A 16,162-nucleotide genomic window follows, 5' to 3' on the forward strand; every position below is an offset into this window, starting at 1 on the left:
GGAGTTCAGGTTTGGCAAAGGCCGCCAATTTACGTATTTTCCATTCGCATGGCAATATGACGTTTGGTAGATAAGCGGGGCCTGCTTTGCTGCATTTGCCACGGTCAACCGGAAAAATGGCGCAAAAATGAAATGCCGCTATCCGGCTTTCAGTGCCGGGGTAGGGACAGCCACTTGGCGAGGGTGTTGAAGAGAATCTCCGGATCGACGGGTTTGGCGACGAAGTCGCTCATGCCGGCCTTGATGCAGCGTTCGCGGTCTTCGTCGAAGGCGTTGGCGGTCATCGCGATGATTGGCGTCCAGGCGCGGTCCGGGATGGTGCGGATGATGCTGGTCGCCTCGATGCCGCCCATTTCGGGCATCTGCATGTCCATCAGGATCAGCGCGTAGTTGGTGCTGGTGGCCTTGGTCACGGCCTGCCGGCCGTTTTCGGCGATGTCGACGTGCAGGCCGGTTTCCTTGAGCAGTTCGCAGGCGATGTCCTGATTCATCGGATCGTCCTCGACGAGCAGGATTCGGGTGCCGGCATGGTGGCGGCGGATCGCTCTTTCCGGCGCCGAGAGCACGGGCGCTTCTTTGCTGATCGTTGCCATGCCGGCTTCGAGGCGGGCCGTGAACCAGAAAGTGCTGCCGACGCCCGGCTGGCTTTCCAGCCCCGTTTCGCCGCCCATGAGGTGGGCGAGGCGCTGGGTGATGGCCAGCCCGAGGCCGGTGCCGCCGAACTTGCGCGTGGTCGAGGCATCCACCTGCTTGAAGGCCTGGAACAGGCCCTCGCGGCTGTCGGCCGGAATGCCGATGCCGGTATCCTCGACTTCGAAACGCACGAGCAAGTGCTCGCCTTGCTGTTCAAGCAGCCGGGCACGCAGCGTGATGCCGCCGTGCTCGGTAAATTTGACGGCATTGCTGGCGAAATTGAGCATGGCCTGGCGCAGGCGGGTCGGGTCGCCGTGCAGCGTCGGCGGCACCTCGCCGTAATCGACGGCGATAGCCAGGCCCTTGGCACTGGCGCTTTCGGCGACGAGCGAGCGGACATGGTCAATGACGTCACTGAGGGCAAAGCTGGTTTGTTCGAGCACGAGCTTGCCGGCTTCGATCTTCGAAATGTCGAGGATGTCGTTGATGATGGAGAGCAGATGCTTGCCGGCTTCCTCGATCTTGCCCAGGCGCTCGGTCTGTTCCGGCTGCAGTGCCGTCTTCCCGAGCAAATGGGCGTAGCCGAGAATGGCGTTCATCGGCGTCCGGATTTCATGGCTCATATTGGCCAGGAAGGTGCTCTTCGCGGCGCTCGCCGCATCGGCCACTTCCTTGGCCTGCTTCATGGCGCTTTCGGCTGCCTTCATGGGCGAAATGTCGGTGAAGGTGCAGATCAGGCCATCGTCGACCATCTGGCCGCCGATGAGCAGCGTCAGCTCGCGGCCATTCTTGCAAGTGACACGATATTCGCCGTTGTCGACCTTGCCCCCGCTCTGCCTGGCGCGCTCGATGGCGGCTTGCCAGGATTCCTCGACCCATGCGCGGTAGGCCGGGTCGGGGTAGGCGTTGCGCCACCAGGCATCGAGACTGGAAATGTCGCTTTCCCGATAGCCGAAGAGGTCGACGAAGCGCCGGTTGAGCTGGACGATTTCGTTGCCCCGCAAGAAGGACAGGGCCACCGGGGCGGCGTCGAAGAGGGTGCGGAAATGCTTGTCGCGCGCGGACTGCAGCGCTTCTTCCCTGGCTTCGAGCAAAGCGTCTTCGGTTTCACGGCGCTGGGTGACGTCGCGCGACAGGACCATGGCGTGGAAGCTGCCATCCGCTTCCGGCGCCTTGCGCGTCGCCGAGAGTTCGAACCAGTGCTTTCCGCCGCCCAGTTCGAGACAGATCGTCCGGCCATAATCGCTGCCGTGTTCAATGGCGCCGGCGATCGCCGCCCTGGCCGTGAGGGCGGCCTCGGCGGGCAAAATTTCATTGACCAGCTTGCCGATCAGGTTTTCCTTCGGGCTGGCCAGCAGGGCTTCCTGGCTGGCAAAGACATCGACGTAGCGGCCGTCGGCATCCAGCTCGAAGAGCAGGTCGGGGATCGCCTGCAGCGTCGCCGTCAGGTTTTCCTGCGTCTTCTGCGTGGCCCGATGGGCCTCCTGCAAATCCAGCAAAGCCTGCTTGAGCGTCGCCGTCTTGGCAGTAACCTGGCGGCGCAACGTCAGGTTCCAGATCAGCAAAACAGCGCCGAGCAGCAGGGTGGCCAGCAGGCCCCAGCCAACATAGCGGCCGTAGGTGCCGAAATTAAGTGGCGTACCAAACCATTTCTTGCGCAGGGCGGCTTCCTCGTCGGCACTGATCGCCCGCATGCCCCGTTCGACCACGCCCAGCGTCTCGAGATTGCCCTTGCGTACCGCGCGGTGGAACTGTCCCTGATAAAACTCGAAGGCTTTCAGAAAGAGCTTCTCGGCCTTTGCCTTGTACAGATAAAAATTGCCCGGATGCTCGTCGAGGCAGAAAACCTTGATTTCCTCACGCTGGGCCGCGCCGATCAGCTCGGCGTAATTGCGGTAAATGAGCAGATTGGTGATGCCGTTTTCAGCCAGCTTGTCGACACACGCGTCACCCGCCTGGACGCCAACCTGAAAGCCGCGCAGCGTCGTTACGCCACTGATGCCGGTGATCGTGGCATGGCTGTAGATGGCCACCGGGAGGTCGGCATAGGGCGCCGTGAAGTCGTAATACGGCTCGCGCGACGGGGTGCGGAAAATCATGTCGATGACGTCGGCCTGGCCATCCCGCACCATCTGCTGGGCTTCGGCCCAGTTGGTCGCGGTCAGGCGGACCTTGATGCCGTTCTTCCGTTCCCAGAGCTGCCAGTAGTCGACCAGATAGCCCTCGGGGTCGCCCTTGGAGTTGCGGAACAGGTAGGGCGGGTAGTTGTCATCGGTGACGACATGCAGCACCCGGCGAGGATTCTTGAGTTCATCCACGGCCTCAGCCAGCGCGGCCGACCAGGGAACGCCCAACAGGCAGGCAAGAAGGAGGAGGCAGCGCAAAAATGGCCGCAGCCAGGGTGATGGCGCGTGCATTTGTGTTCCCGGAATTTTCCGTTTTTCAAGCATCTATTCGTATGCCTTCATGCTATCCCAAGCCAGTTCAAACTGCACGCTCTGGTCGATGGGCTTCCATGTCACTTGCCGTGAGCTTTTTCGCGCTTTGCGCGTCTAATATGCGGCCTGCGGTTAAGATGTCGCCGCTTCCCCGGCATGCCCACCGGCCGCCTGACCCAGAAACGGAAAACCAGCCATGACCACAGCCCTCATCCTCTTCGCCCACGGTGCCCGCGACCCGGAATGGGCCAACCCGATGCGCCGCGTACAGGCTGCCGTCCGCCAGCGCATGACGGGCGTGCCGGTCGAGTTGGCTTTTCTTGAATTCATGGCGCCGACCTTGCCGGATTGTGCCGCCGGGCTGATCGCGCAGGGGGCGGACAAGGTCGTCGTGATGCCGATGTTCGTCGCCCGCGGCGGGCATTTGAAGAAGGAAACGCCGGAGATGATCGAAGCGCTGCGGTCGACCTACCCGAATGTCGAATTTTCCTTGGGCAACGCCATTGGCGAGCATGAGCTGGTGGTGCAGGCCATGGCGACGGCGGCGCTGGAGGTCGCTGGCCTGTAGCTTGCTAGTTAAGCCTCATGCTTACCGTACTCGTCATCGATGAATCCCGTTCCCGTGCCGGCGAAATCTGCGCCGGACTGGCCTTGGCCGGCTATCAGGTGGCAGCCATTCTGGCCGGTTCCGAAAACCTGACGGCTGAGGTCGAGAAGCTGCAGCCCGACGTTATCCTGATCGATACCGACAGCCCGAGCCGCGACACTCTCGAAAACCTGGCGGCGATGAACAAGGATATGCCGCGCCCGGTCGTCATCTTTACCCAGGAAGACGGCCAGTCAACCATCCGCGATGCCGTCAAGGCGGGGGTTTCAGCCTATATCGTCGATGGTCTGGACGCCAAGCGGATCAAGCCGATTCTCGATGTGGCGATGGCTCGCTTCGAGGATACGCAGGCCCTGCGCCGTGAGCTCGACGAGGTTTCCCAGAAGCTGACTGACCGCAAGCTGGTCGACAAGGCCAAGGGCGTCCTCATGAAAGCACGCGGTCTGGACGAGGACGCGGCTTATCACGCCATGCGCAAACTGGCCATGGAGCGCGGCCAGTCGATGGCCAAAGTGGCCCGCGACGTGATCGACATGGCGCGCGTGCTGCTCTAAAGCTGTGCGGCAGGACGGCTTGCTGCACTGCAATAGTGCATTGTTCCCGGCCCGCCCGGTTGCAACAGGCAACTCCCAAGTTACTGAAAATAAAGTAGTTATTTGTAACTAGTACTAAATAACTAGGCCTGGCACGGCCATTGCAATAGTCCTGTCAAAACGCACGGTCAATGGCGGCCGGGCGAGAGTCGAGTAATACCGATTCAAGGACAAGGGCGTCCATCCGAGCTGCCAACCGGCGGCCAGGATGAGACGCCCATTTTGTTTTTAGATTCTCGCAATCAAGGAGCAAGCAATGGAAGACAAGAAACTGGCCGCACCGGAAGTCGTCGCCGACAAACCGGGCTTTTCACGTCGTGATTTCGTATCAACTGCCTTGGGAGCCTCTCTGATGGCCATGGTCCCTCCTGGCGTTCGCAGTGGCGCATGGGCCGCTGGTTCGGATGCCCCAGAAAAGAAAGAAGTCCGTATCGGCTTCATCCCGCTCACTGATTGCGCTTCTGTCGTCATGGCCTCGGTCATGAAGTTCGACGAGAAGTACGGCATCAAGATCATTCCGACCAAGGAAGCCTCGTGGGCTTCGGTGCGCGACAAGCTGGTCAATGGCGAACTCGATGCCGCCCACGTGCTGTACGGCCTGATCTACGGCGTGCAACTCGGTGTTGGTGGTCCGAAGAAGGACATGAGCGTACTCATGAGCCTGAATAACAATGGTCAGGCCATCACCCTCTCCAACCAGCTCAAGGACAAGGGCGCCACCGATGGCGCCAGCCTGGCCAAGCTGGTCGCCAAGAAGGAGAAGGAATACACCTTCGCCCAGACCTTCCCGACCGGCACCCACGCCATGTGGCTCTACTACTGGCTGGCCGCCCAGGGCATCAACCCGTTCAAGGACGTCAAGACGATCACCGTGCCGCCCCCGCAGATGGTCGCCAACATGCGCGTCGGCAACATGGACGGTTTCTGCGTCGGTGAGCCGTGGAACAACCGCGCCATCATGGACAACATCGGTTTCACGGCAACGACGACCCAGGATATCTGGACCGATCATCCGGAAAAGGTGCTCGGCACGACGGCCGATTGGGTCAAGCAGAACCCGAACACGGCGCGTGCCGTGGTTGCGGCGATTCTCGATGCCAGCAAGTGGATCGACGCCTCCATCGCCAATAAGCAGAAGACGGCCGAAACGATTGCCAGCAAGGCTTACGTCAATACCGACACGGAAGTCATCGTCGCCCGCATGCTCGGCCGCTACCAGAATGGTCTGGGCAAGAGCTGGGACGACAAGAACCATATGAAGTTCTTCAACGATGGCATGGTCAATTTCCCTTATCTCTCCGACGGCATGTGGTTCCTGACCCAGCATAAGCGCTGGGGCTTGCTCAAGAGCCATCCGGATTACCTGGCTGTCGCCAAGCAGGTCAATCGCATCGACATCTACAAGCAAGGTGCCGCCGCTGCCGGCGTCGCGCTGCCGAAGAGCGAGATGCGCAGCCACAAGCTGATCGACGGGGTGGTCTGGGACGGCAAGGATCCGGCCAAGTATGCCGACGGTTTCAAGATCAAGGCTTAAGGCAAGCCCGGAGCCGTCAGTCTCGCTTGCGCGGGAATGACGGCTCACCAAACGCTTAGGAGAGAACCATGAGCGCACTGACGATGAATGTTGAATTTGGGGCAAAAATTCCGGTTGACCGTGGAATTGAACAAGTCGCCGTCGTAGAAGCGACTGCGGCTCCCGCCAAGGAAAAGAAAATGGAAAAAACCGCAACCGTACCGGCCGAGCCGGGCACGCCCTTCACCGAGACGCTGGCCGGCATCGGCCGCGCCGTTCTGCCGCCGCTGCTCGGCATGGTGATCCTGATCGGCATCTGGTACATCGCCACGATGAAAGGCGGCAGCATTCCGGGGCCGGTCAAGACTTGGGATGCCGCCACCATCCTGTTCGCCGATCCGTTCTACAGCAACGGTCCGAACGACCAGGGCATCGGCTGGAACATCCTGTCTTCGCTGCAACGCGTCGGCATCGGCTTCGGCTTTGCGGCGCTGGTCGGCATTCCGCTCGGCTTCATTCTTGGCCGCTCGGCTTTCTTGTCAGCCATGATCAATCCGATCATCAGCCTGCTGCGTCCGGTTTCGCCGCTGGCCTGGCTGCCCATCGGCCTGCTCGTCTTCCAGCGGGCCGACCCGGCGGCGACTTACACCATTTTCATCTGCTCGATCTGGCCGATGATCATGAACACCGCCCAAGGCGTCCAGCGCGTGCCGCAGGATTACCTCAACGTCGCCCGCGTCCTCGCGCTGTCCGAGTGGAAGGTCGTCACCAAGATTCTGCTGCCGGCCGTACTGCCCTACATCCTGACCGGCATCCGCCTGTCCATTGGCACCGCCTGGCTGGTCATCGTTGCCGCTGAAATGCTCACCGGCGGCGTCGGCATCGGCTTCTGGGTGTGGGACGAGTGGAACAACCTGAAGGTGGAACACATCATCATCGCCATTTTTGTCATCGGCATCGTCGGCCTGATCCTCGAGCAAAGCCTGATCCTGCTTGCCCGGAAACTGACCAAAGAATCGTCATGAGCGGAGCGCACACCATGGAAAAGTTCGTACAAATTCAAACCGTCGGTCAGACCTTCGATACCAAGAAGGGCAAATTTGTCGCCCTGCGCGACATCAACCTGACCATCAAGCAAGGCGAGTTCGTCGCGCTGATCGGCCACTCCGGCTGCGGTAAATCGACCCTGCTCAATCTCATCGCCGGCCTGACCAAGCCGACCGATGGCGTGCTGCTGCTCGAAGACCGTGAAATCGCCGGGCCCGGCCCGGAACGCGCCGTGGTTTTCCAGAACCACAGCCTGCTGCCCTGGCTGACCTGCTTCGAGAACGTCTATCTGGCCGTCGAGCGCGTTTTCGGCACCAAGGAAGGCAAGCAGAAGCTGCGCGACCGGACGGCCGCCGCGATCAGCCTGGTCGGCCTCGACCACGCCAGCAGCAAGTATCCGCATGAAATCTCCGGCGGCATGAAGCAGCGCGTCGGCATCGCCCGCGCCCTGTCCATGGAGCCGAAGGTCCTGCTCATGGACGAGCCCTTCGGCGCCCTCGACGCGCTGACCCGCGCCAAGCTGCAGGACGAACTCATGCGCATCTGCGAAGCGACCAAGGCAACCACCGTCATGGTCACCCACGATGTCGACGAAGCCGTGCTGCTCTCCGACAAGATCGTCATGATGACCAACGGTCCGGCCGCCACCATCGGCGAAATTCTGGAAGTGAATCTGCCGCGTCCGCGTCATCGCCTGACCCTGGCCCACGATCCGGACTACATCGGCTACCGTGCTGCGGTGCTCGAGTTCCTTTACGAAAAACAGGCCCACGTCGAAAAACAGGCCGCCTGAGGCTTTCAGTCGATTCATCGTCGCCGCGCTCTCTCCAACGCGACTTTTGCCCGCCGGGTCAAACCGGCGGGCTTTTTCTTGATCTATCTCCTTTGCTTTCCCGTGGGCAGGGCGCTAAGGTTAGACAATTCGTTTTCGGACAATCATTGATGCTAGCCAACCCGGGCAAGCTGTCGCGCAAGATCATCGGCATGCTGGTGGTCTTTTTTCTGGTGGCCGCCACGGCCATCGGGCTGACGCTGCTCATTTCCTGGCAACTGGAAGGCGTCGCTGCGGCGATCAACGATGCCGGCAGCCAGCGCATGCGGACTTACCGCATGGGCCATCTGATGGCGCGCGATCTCGAAGCCAAGGCGCCGGAGGCCAGCGCATCGCAGGCACTGAGCGACGAACTGGCACGTTTCGACAAGGTCCAGCGTGACTTGAAGCAGGGCGACCCCGAGCGGCCCTTGTCGCCGCCGCGCAATGCCGAGGTTCAGGAACGCCTGCAAGCGGTTGACCAGGTCTGGCAGGAAACCGTGCGGCCGCTGGTCGCCGGCTATCTGGCCGGGGTGCGGGCCGAGCGCGAGAATGCCGTGAATCGTTTCGATGCTGAGCTCGAGCCCTTTGTCAGCAAGATCAACGAACTGGCGCTGGCGATGGAGCGGACCTACGCCTTCGACACCAATCTGCTGCGCACCGTGCAGGCGGCACTGGTCGCCCTGGCGATCATTGGCACCATCGTTCTGATCCGCTTTTTCTCGCGCCTGGTCATCGGGCCGGTCGGCGTCCTCCATGCCGGCATGCAGCGCATGACCAGCGACGACCTGACGGTGCGCCTGCCGGTCGCCAGCGATGACGAACTGGGCGGCCTGGCCTTCGGTTTCAACCAGATGGCCGAGCATCTGCAAAATGTTTACAACACGCTGGAACAGCGGGTCGAGGCAGAAACCCGCCGTCTCGCCCAGCGTAATCACGAATTGAGCATCCTCTATTCGGCGACCACCTTTCTCAGCGAGCCAGCCCCGGTGACGGTGCTCAGCGAGGGATTTCTCGACCGGATTATGAACGCCCTGGGAGCCGATGCCGGCGCGGTGCGCATGTATGAGCAGCAGTCGGACAGGTTGTTTTTGATCACCCATCAAGGTCTGTCCGTCGATTTTCTCGACCACGAGGCGGAAATGAACTGCGGTGATTGCCTGTGCGGCGAGGTCTTCCAGACCGGCGTTTCGGCCGCCTTTGCCACGGTCAACCCGCCGGCAGGCATGAAATTGCGCACCTGTATCCGCGAGGGTTTCGCCACGGCCACTGCCTTCAGCATTCTCTACGACAAGCAGAAACTCGGCGTTTACAACCTCTATTTCAAGCGGCCACAAGCGCTGTCCGAGCAGCAAATTCATCTGCTCGAAACACTCGGGCATCACCTTGGCGTGGCCATCGAAAACCAGCGCCTCAAATCGCGCGAGAAGGAACTGGCCGTTTCCGAGGAGCGCAACCTGCTCGCCCAGGAGTTGCACGACTCCATCGCCCAGGGCCTCGCCTTCCTCAACATCCAGGTCCAGTTGCTGCAGGATTCGCTGCGCAAGGGCAAGGTCGAAGAGGCCATGCAGACCGCCGGCCAGCTGCGCGAAGGCGTGCAGGAAAGCTACGACGACGTGCGCGAACTGCTCGTCCATTTTCGCACGCGCGTCCATCAGTCCGACCTCGACACGGCTATCCAGTCCACGCTGGAAAAATTCGAGGGGCAGACTGGCATCGCCACGGCCTTCGAACGCATCGGCAGCGGCGCCTCACAGGTGCCGACTGACGAAATCCAGATCATGCACATCGTTCAGGAATCCCTGTCCAATATCCGCAAGCACGCCAAGGCCAGCCAGGTTCGGGTCATTGCCAAGCGCGAAATCGGCCGAATAAAAATCGATATCGAGGATGATGGCGTCGGTTTCGATCCGGAAAACGATCCAAACTGCTTGTCTGACCGCCATGTCGGCCTGAAAATCATGCGCGAGCGCGCCCACCGCATTGGCGGCGAATGTCGCGTTGCATCAAAACCGGGTGAAGGTTCCCGGGTTACATTGACCCTGCCCCGCGAAAACAAAGAGGTTGCCTGAAAATGAGCGAAAAAATCCGTGTCCTGCTGGTCGATGATCACACGCTGTTTCGCAGCGGCATCAAGTCGCTGCTCCAGCGCAATGACGACTTCGAGGTCGTTGGCGAGGCTGGCGACGGGCTGGAGGGCATCAAGCGCGCCCGTTCGCTGAAACCCGACGTGACCTTGCTCGACCTCCACATGCCCGGGGTTTCCGGCCTCGAAGCGGTCAAGGTCATCGCCGAGGAAATGCCGGAGGTCAGCGTTCTCATGCTGACCGTCTCGGAAGATGCTCAGGATCTGGTCGATGCTCTGCGCGCCGGGGCCAGCGGCTATCTGCTCAAGAACATTGAAACCGACGCCCTGATCGATGCCATCCGCCGCGCCGCCCAGGGCGAGTCAGTCGTCTCGCAGCAAATGACGGCCAAACTGATCCAGGGCGTGCGCAATCCGCCCAAGGCCGAGGCTGGTAGTGGCGAGCGCGATCGTTTTTCGCCGCGCGAACGCGACATCCTGCTCTCGCTGGCGCATGGCGAGAGCAACAAGGAAATCGCCCGCAAGCTCGATCTGGCCGAAAGCACGGTCAAGATTCACGTGCAGAACATCTTCAAGAAACTGAACATGAGCAGTCGCGTGCAAGTCGCGCTCTACGCCGTCGAGCACGGCTACGCGCAAACCAAGCACGCCTGAGGGCCGGCGCCGGTTATTCGGCGACTTCCACGGTCAACCGGAAATTTTGGCCAAAATTGAAATGAAAAAACCCCGACCTTTACGGTTGGGGCTCGGTTTTCGCCGCCTGTCCGGCAACGAAATGGTTGATGGTCCGAGTCGCTAGTTCGCCGGTATGGGGTGAGTCCGTTGCAGATGTTCGTAGGTTTGCGCCAAATCCTTCACATGCTGGTAATGGCCTGAATCAAGCGCCTGTTGCATGTTTTCGATAATCATCGAATGCAGACGGCAGACACCGTCGGGCGTACACAGCAACACTTCACTCATTTCGGCGGCAATGGTGATCGGAATATGTTCATGCTCGGCGATGGCCTCGATTTCACCGCGGTCAAGGTCGCAATAGTCGATAACGTCCTGAATAGACAGCATAATCTCCTCCTGGATAGGAAAAATAAAAAGTCAGGGTCATACCCCTAGCTTGTTATTTTTGTTCTGTCCGCCTTGTCGTTATTGTCGGTGGAGGATCATCTTATTCTGGCTGAAAAATCGGGAAAATCAAGTCCTCCCCGGACTCAGATGCGCAGACGGCCTTCTGGCAAGGGATGGCCCAATTGCAGGCGGCTGATGGTCGGCAGCAGGTCGAGGCGCGTCTCTTTTTTCAGTTGCGCGGCGCGGGCGCGCAAGTCGTCGAGCGAGACATCGACCGGCTCACCTCCGGTCGCGAAGGCGATGGAATTGCCGCTGTCGCACGACGGAAAAACGGCGACACGGTTGTCGAAAGCCGAGCGGATACGCTCGACGCTGCCGGCAAATCCTCGGTTGCGGCCAAGCAGGTTGACGCTGCACAGCCCCTTGTCGCTCAGCCGGGCGCGGCAGGCCTGGTAGAAAGGCTCGGTGTCGAGCACGCCGGCTTTCGCCTCGGGGTCGTAGCCATCGATCAGCATCATGTCGAAACGCCGGTCGCCGCCCAGCATGTAGTCGGCGCCGCAGCCGATCACCACGTCGAGCCGGCGCGGGTCGTCCGGCAGCTTGAAATACTGGCGGGCGATGAATTCGACCTGCGGATTGATCTCGACCACCGTGATCCGGCAGTCAGGCAGGTAGCGGTAAATGAATTTGGCCAGCGATCCGGCGCCGAGGCCGATCAACAGCGCGCTGCGCGGCCACTGACCAGTCGGCCGCATGAGCAGCCCGGCCATCATTTCACGTGTATAAGCCAGTTCCAGCGACCACGGCCGGGCAATGCGCATGGCGCTCTGAATCCAGTCGGAGCCGAAGTGCAGATTGCGCACGCCGTTCTCTTCGCTGATATCGACGGAATGTTGGGGGGCTTTTTTTGCGGGTCTCATGGCCTTGCGCCTTGGAATGGGGCTGGTACCCCCAGGTGGAATCGAACCACCAATTCGCCCTTAGGAGGGGCGTGTTATATCCATTTAACTATGGAGGCGCTCAGCGGTGCGCATTGTACCGGTGTGGCCAGTCTAGCGATAGATGCCGCCGGCGCACCGGCTAGCGGCTAAAATGCCGGTTCTCCCAACGTGGCGCCGGCTCGGCGCTGCCCAAACTGCGACCAATGCCCTACCTAAAACTTTCCTCCGCCTGCCTTGCCTACGGCCATGTGCCGCTCCTCGATCACGCCGATTTCATGCTCGATCCGGGCGAACGGGTTGCCCTGATCGGCCGCAATGGCACCGGCAAGTCCTCCATGCTCGCCGCCATGGCTGCCGGCTCCGGGCGCGGCCGGCTCGATGATGGCGAGGTTTGGGCGCAGCCGGGAATCCGCGTCGGCTACGTGCCGCAGGAGCCGCCTTTCGACATGGAGGCGACGGTTTTCGAGGCGGTCATTTCCGGCATGGGCGAAAACGCGGCGATTCTGGCCGAATACCACGAGGTATCGCACAAGCTGGGCGAAATCGATGCCGATCATGACGTCTTGCTCGAACGCATGTCCGAGTTGCAGCACGAGCTTGAGGCGCGCGGCGCCTGGGCCTTCGAGGCGCAGGCCGAACGCGTCATAGAACGCTTCGGGCTGGACCCCGACGCCAAGGTCGGCAGCCTGTCCGGCGGCCAGAAAAAGCGCCTGGCGCTGGCTCAGGCATTGGCTGTGGCGCCAGAGGTTCTGCTCCTCGACGAGCCGACCAACCACCTCGACATTGCCGCCATCGAATGGCTCGAAAACCTGCTGATCGAATCCGGCGTCACGCTGTTTTTCATCACCCACGACCGTTCGTTCCTCGACCGCGTGTGCACGCGCATCGTCGAGTTGGACCGCGGCAAGCTGGTCAGTTTTCCCGGCAGTTTCAAGGACTACCAGTTGCGCAAGGAAGCCATGCTGCACGAGGAAGGCTTGGCCAATGCGCGGGCCGACAAGCTGCTCAAGGAAGAGGAAATCTGGATTCGCAAGGGCGTCGAGGCACGGCGGACGCGGGCCGTGTTCCGTGTTCAGCGGATCGATCAATTGCGGGCCGAACGTCAGGCCCGGCGCGAGCGGATGGGCAAGGTCAATCTGCAACTCGACTCCGGCGACAAGAGTGGCAAGCTGGTGGCCGAACTCGAGCACGTCTATAAATCCTACGGTCAACGGCAAATTGTGCGCGATTTCTCAACCCGCATTCAGCGCGGTGACAAGATCGGCCTGATCGGCCCGAATGGCGCCGGCAAGACGACGCTGCTCCGGCTGATTCTCGACGAAATCAAGCCGGATTCCGGCATCGTGCGCCAGGGCACGAAAATGGATATCGCCTATTTCGACCAGTTCCGCACCCAGCTCGATCCCAATTCGACGCTGTCCGACGTCATTTCCCCGGGCTCGGACTGGGTCGATATCGGCGGCGCCCGCAAGCACGTCATCGGCTACCTCGAAGACTTCCTGTTCGCCCCGGAGCGAGCCCGCTCTCCCGTCAGTTCGCTGTCCGGCGGTGAGCGCAATCGCCTGCTGCTGGCCCGTCTGTTCGCCAAGCCGGCCAATGTGCTGGTCCTCGACGAACCGACCAACGACCTCGACATCGAAACGCTGGAGCTGCTCGAAGAGCTGCTGCAGACCTACGAAGGTACGCTGTTCCTGGTCAGCCATGACCGGACATTCATTGACAATGTCGTGACCCAGACCATCGCCGCCGAAGGTGACGGCGTCTGGAAGGAATACGCCGGCGGTTACACCGACTGGGCAACCTACAAAGCCAGTGTGGCCAAAGAGGCGCCGAAGGCCAAGGCAGAAGCCAAGCCCGCCGCCAAGGCAGCAGAACCCGTCAAGGCCGTCGAACCGGCCAAGCCGAAAGGCGAAAAGCTGTCGTGGAAAGAGCAGCGCGAACTGGAAGAGCTACCCGGAAAAATCGCCGGGCTGGAAGCTGAACAGGTCGAACTGGGCAAGCGTCTCGCCGATGCTTCGCTCTACCAGACCGATCCGGCTGCAGCGCAAAAGGCATCCGACCGTTTGGCTGCCATCGATGATGAACTGATGATCATGCTTGAACGCTGGGAAGGACTCGAAGCACGCGCCGGGAACCCGGCGTAAGCCAAACGTTCCAACGGGCCTTGTCCGGGATCATTCATGAATACAACAAACACTAGCTGGCGCACGCCGACGCTCATCCTGATCGCCGGCTGCGTCATCCTGACGCTGTCGATGGGCGTCCGCCACACGGCGGGCCTTTTCCTGCAGCCGATGTCGGCCGATAACGGCTGGAGCCGCGAGACTTTTTCGTTTGCCTTTGCCCTGCAGAACCTGGTCTGGGGCCTCGGCTCACCGTTTGCCGGCGCCATCGCCGATCGCTATGGCGCCGGGCGCACGCTGCTCGTCGCGGCGACGCTCTATGTGCTCGGGCTGGTCCTCATGTCGGTGTCGCCAACGCCGCTGACCCTCGATCTATCGGCCGGACTGCTCATTGGTCTCGGCCTGTCGGGAACGACCTTTCCGGTGATCATGGGCGTCATCGGCCGCCATACGACGCCGGCCAAGCGCAGCCTCGCCCTTGGCATCGCCAGTGCCGGCGGTTCGTTCGGCCAGTTCGCCGTGCTTCCCATCGGCCAGATGATGATCTCGACCTACGGCTGGCAGAGTGCGCTCGTCTTGCTCGCTTGCGGTGTCGGCCTGATCGCCCCGCTGGCCTATGCCATGGCCGATGGTCACAAGCCTTCATCGGGGGCAGGGCAATCGGTGGTCGAGGCGCTACACGAGGCAAGCCGCGAGCGCAGTTTCCACTACCTGTTCTGGGGCTATTTCGTCTGCGGCTTCCAGACGGCGTTCATCATGCTGCACCTGCCGTCCTACTTGGTCGACGCCGGCATGTCGGCCAATGTCGGCATGACCGCTGTGGCGCTGATCGGCCTGTTCAATATTTTTGGCTCCTTCTATTTCGGCTGGGCTGGCGGGCGCTCGAGCAAGAAAAATCTGCTGGTCTGGATCTACGGTCTACGTGCCGTGGCCATTTTCATTTTTATGCTGGTTCCGCTGTCGACCGTGGGAGCGTGGATATTCGCAGCCGTCATCGGCATCCTGTGGCTCGCCACCGTGCCGCTGACCAATGGCCTGATCGCCCAGATTTTCGGTCTGCGCTACATGTCGATGTTGACTGGCGTCGTTTTTCTCGGCCACCAGCTCGGCAGCTTCCTCGGCGCCTGGCTGGGTGGGCGGATTTTCGACGAAACCGGCTCCTACTCGCTGGCCTGGTCCATCTCGATCGGCTTGTCGATCCTCGCTGCCATCTGTTCGTGGCCGGTCAATGAGAAGCCGCTGGCCAGGCTGAGCACGGCGACGTGAAAGCAAACTGGCGCTGGTTCCTCGGTGGTGTTGGCGTGGCGCTGGCGGTGTTGTTGCTGGCACTCATCTTCGCCGCCTACCAGATGCCCGAACTGCTGCTCGATTGGGCCAACCTGCGATTCTGCGGGTAGTGCGCTAGGCCAGCGCAGCTTCGCCATCCGCCTCGCGGGCAGGTACCGGCAACAGACCAAGGCGCTGGCGAACGGTGTCCGGTGTGACATTGAGCAGTTCGCCGATGTCCTTGTAGTCGTCGGGCAGCGCCGGGTCTTCCCAGCTATACGACGAATGGCGGGCCAGGCGGACGGCGAGCGCGACGTTCCGCACGCGTGGATTCTCGGCGCTGTCTTCGTCGATCAGCGTGCGCAGCAATTCAGGCAGGTTCCAGACGCGACAAAGTTCGAGCTGGATTTCCTGGAAGGTGAAGCCCAGTGCCTGCTTCTGCGCGTTAGCGCTGCGCATGGTCGGATTGGCCTTCTGCTGGTCGTGAATGGCCAGCCCGAGGCTCGGAGCGGAACACCAGACAAGAATTTCGGCCAGGTCGTGCAGCAGTGCTGCGATGCGGACTTCTTCCATGTTCACGTCATGGCGCCAGACCGCCCAGTCCTGGGCGTAGTCAGCCGCCCGCTGTGCCCGGCGCACGATTTGCAGGACGCCGAGCAGGGCATGCGGGCCGCTTTCCTTGAGCTGGTCTTCGATGGTGAACAGTTCGCTGAAGTGGTTGAAGAACGGCTCGATGCCGGCCATGACGACGGAGCTGGCAATGGTCGTGATGTCGTGCTGCAAGGAACGTCCGCGCAGTGGCTGGGTGAAGGCCAGGACGCGTACGGTCATGATCGGGTCCTGGAGGATCAGTCGGGCCAGTTCGCGGGCGTCGACGCGGTCAAGATTGGCCCGCATTTCCTCGATTCGCCGCTTGGTAATGCGCAGGACAGGCAGACCGTTGTTGCTGAAGAGCAGAGCCCAGGTGTCAAGATCCGGTAGCGGGTGGTCGAGCATGAGTGGCTGGCTTTCGCGAAGAGAGGAGGGCTGTCCCCGGGGGGAG

14 protein-coding genes and 1 tRNA gene are annotated in these 16,162 nt (G+C 61.3%); 10 read left to right on the forward strand and 5 right to left on the reverse strand.

The genetic code is table 11. The features are described 5' to 3' along the window. Positions 1 to 149: 149 nt before the first annotated feature. Positions 150 to 3,050, reverse strand: a complete 2,901-nt coding sequence (locus KI610_RS04360; protein WP_226497451.1) for a response regulator — start codon at positions 3,048 to 3,050, stop codon at positions 150 to 152. Between the two features lie 217 nt (positions 3,051 to 3,267). On the opposite strand from KI610_RS04360, the gene KI610_RS04365 reads away from it, so the two are divergent. The 7 genes from KI610_RS04365 (at position 3,268) to KI610_RS04395 (ending at position 10,382) form a co-directional block, all read left to right on the forward strand. Continuing rightward, positions 3,268 to 3,639 carry a sirohydrochlorin chelatase gene (locus KI610_RS04365; protein WP_226497452.1) on the forward strand — a complete coding sequence of 124 codons (372 nt, stop codon included), beginning with the start codon at positions 3,268 to 3,270 and terminating at the stop codon, positions 3,637 to 3,639. A gap of 17 nt (positions 3,640 to 3,656) precedes the next feature. Continuing rightward, positions 3,657 to 4,232 carry an ANTAR domain-containing response regulator gene (locus KI610_RS04370; RefSeq protein WP_226497453.1) on the forward strand — a complete coding sequence of 192 codons (576 nt, stop codon included), beginning with the start codon at positions 3,657 to 3,659 and terminating at the stop codon, positions 4,230 to 4,232. A 295-nt stretch (positions 4,233 to 4,527) separates the two neighbouring features. Then, on the forward strand, positions 4,528 to 5,805 hold the full coding sequence (locus KI610_RS04375) for a CmpA/NrtA family ABC transporter substrate-binding protein (protein ID WP_226497454.1): 1,278 nt from the start codon (positions 4,528 to 4,530) through the stop codon (positions 5,803 to 5,805). Positions 5,806 to 5,873: 68 nt separating this feature from the next. Next, positions 5,874 to 6,809, forward strand: a complete 936-nt coding sequence (gene ntrB / locus KI610_RS04380; protein ID WP_226497455.1) for a nitrate ABC transporter permease — start codon at positions 5,874 to 5,876, stop codon at positions 6,807 to 6,809. Between the two features lie 14 nt (positions 6,810 to 6,823). Beyond that, the gene (locus KI610_RS04385) at positions 6,824 to 7,624 is read left to right on the forward strand and encodes an ABC transporter ATP-binding protein (RefSeq protein WP_226497456.1); all 801 of its coding nucleotides are present in this window, start codon (positions 6,824 to 6,826) and stop codon (positions 7,622 to 7,624) included. Between the two features lie 149 nt (positions 7,625 to 7,773). Continuing rightward, the gene (locus KI610_RS04390) at positions 7,774 to 9,714 is read left to right on the forward strand and encodes a type IV pili methyl-accepting chemotaxis transducer N-terminal domain-containing protein (protein WP_226497457.1); all 1,941 of its coding nucleotides are present in this window, start codon (positions 7,774 to 7,776) and stop codon (positions 9,712 to 9,714) included. Between the two features lie 2 nt (positions 9,715 to 9,716). Further along, positions 9,717 to 10,382 (forward strand): response regulator, encoded by a 666-nt coding sequence (locus KI610_RS04395; protein WP_226497458.1) that lies wholly within the window; start codon positions 9,717 to 9,719, stop codon positions 10,380 to 10,382. Positions 10,383 to 10,523: 141 nt separating this feature from the next. Here KI610_RS04395 and KI610_RS04400 read toward each other — a convergent pair whose 3' ends face one another. From KI610_RS04400 to KI610_RS04410, 3 genes are all read right to left on the reverse strand, one after another. After that, the gene (locus KI610_RS04400) at positions 10,524 to 10,790 is read right to left on the reverse strand and encodes a hypothetical protein (RefSeq protein ID WP_226497459.1); all 267 of its coding nucleotides are present in this window, start codon (positions 10,788 to 10,790) and stop codon (positions 10,524 to 10,526) included. Between the two features lie 143 nt (positions 10,791 to 10,933). Continuing rightward, positions 10,934 to 11,710 carry a spermine/spermidine synthase domain-containing protein gene (locus KI610_RS04405; RefSeq protein WP_226497460.1) on the reverse strand — a complete coding sequence of 259 codons (777 nt, stop codon included), beginning with the start codon at positions 11,708 to 11,710 and terminating at the stop codon, positions 10,934 to 10,936. Positions 11,711 to 11,733: 23 nt separating this feature from the next. Continuing rightward, positions 11,734 to 11,808 (reverse strand) — tRNA-Arg (locus KI610_RS04410). Positions 11,809 to 11,934: 126 nt separating this feature from the next. Between KI610_RS04410 and KI610_RS04415 the strand changes: the two genes are divergently transcribed. From KI610_RS04415 to KI610_RS20010, 3 genes are read left to right on the forward strand one after another with little or no spacing between them, the layout of a single operon-like run. After that, positions 11,935 to 13,875, forward strand: a complete 1,941-nt coding sequence (locus KI610_RS04415) for an ATP-binding cassette domain-containing protein (protein ID WP_226497461.1) — start codon at positions 11,935 to 11,937, stop codon at positions 13,873 to 13,875. 36 nt (positions 13,876 to 13,911) lie between these two features. Further along, a complete protein-coding gene (locus tag KI610_RS04420; protein WP_226497462.1) occupies positions 13,912 to 15,120 on the forward strand; it encodes an MFS transporter in 1,209 nt (402 codons plus the stop codon). Beyond that, positions 15,117 to 15,251 carry a hypothetical protein gene (locus tag KI610_RS20010; protein ID WP_264179179.1) on the forward strand — a complete coding sequence of 45 codons (135 nt, stop codon included), beginning with the start codon at positions 15,117 to 15,119 and terminating at the stop codon, positions 15,249 to 15,251. The genes KI610_RS04420 and KI610_RS20010 overlap by 4 nt, the downstream gene beginning before the upstream one ends. 4 nt (positions 15,252 to 15,255) lie before the next feature. Here KI610_RS20010 and KI610_RS04425 read toward each other — a convergent pair whose 3' ends face one another. Continuing rightward, positions 15,256 to 16,116 (reverse strand): HDOD domain-containing protein, encoded by an 861-nt coding sequence (locus KI610_RS04425; protein WP_226497463.1) that lies wholly within the window; start codon positions 16,114 to 16,116, stop codon positions 15,256 to 15,258. Positions 16,117 to 16,162 lie beyond the last annotated feature (46 nt).

This window comes from Ferribacterium limneticum (assembly GCF_020510565.1).
Classification (GTDB): domain Bacteria; phylum Pseudomonadota; class Gammaproteobacteria; order Burkholderiales; family Rhodocyclaceae; genus Azonexus; species Azonexus limneticus_B.

Excerpts from the sequence above, each read along its gene's own strand:
- KI610_RS04360 (WP_226497451.1), bottom strand. The coding sequence starts at position 3,050 with ATGCACGCGCCATCACCCTGGCTGCGGCCATTTTTGCGCTGCCTCCTC.
- KI610_RS04365 (WP_226497452.1), top strand. The coding sequence starts at position 3,268 with ATGACCACAGCCCTCATCCTCTTCGCCCACGGTGCCCGCGACCCGGAA.
- KI610_RS04370 (WP_226497453.1), top strand. The coding sequence starts at position 3,657 with ATGCTTACCGTACTCGTCATCGATGAATCCCGTTCCCGTGCCGGCGAA.
- KI610_RS04375 (WP_226497454.1), top strand. The coding sequence starts at position 4,528 with ATGGAAGACAAGAAACTGGCCGCACCGGAAGTCGTCGCCGACAAACCG.
- ntrB (WP_226497455.1), top strand. The coding sequence starts at position 5,874 with ATGAGCGCACTGACGATGAATGTTGAATTTGGGGCAAAAATTCCGGTT.
- KI610_RS04385 (WP_226497456.1), top strand. The coding sequence starts at position 6,824 with ATGGAAAAGTTCGTACAAATTCAAACCGTCGGTCAGACCTTCGATACC.
- KI610_RS04390 (WP_226497457.1), top strand. The coding sequence starts at position 7,774 with ATGCTAGCCAACCCGGGCAAGCTGTCGCGCAAGATCATCGGCATGCTG.
- KI610_RS04395 (WP_226497458.1), top strand. The coding sequence starts at position 9,717 with ATGAGCGAAAAAATCCGTGTCCTGCTGGTCGATGATCACACGCTGTTT.
- KI610_RS04400 (WP_226497459.1), bottom strand. The coding sequence starts at position 10,790 with ATGCTGTCTATTCAGGACGTTATCGACTATTGCGACCTTGACCGCGGT.
- KI610_RS04405 (WP_226497460.1), bottom strand. The coding sequence starts at position 11,710 with ATGAGACCCGCAAAAAAAGCCCCCCAACATTCCGTCGATATCAGCGAA.
- KI610_RS04415 (WP_226497461.1), top strand. The coding sequence starts at position 11,935 with ATGCCCTACCTAAAACTTTCCTCCGCCTGCCTTGCCTACGGCCATGTG.
- KI610_RS04420 (WP_226497462.1), top strand. The coding sequence starts at position 13,912 with ATGAATACAACAAACACTAGCTGGCGCACGCCGACGCTCATCCTGATC.
- KI610_RS04425 (WP_226497463.1), bottom strand. The coding sequence starts at position 16,116 with ATGCTCGACCACCCGCTACCGGATCTTGACACCTGGGCTCTGCTCTTC.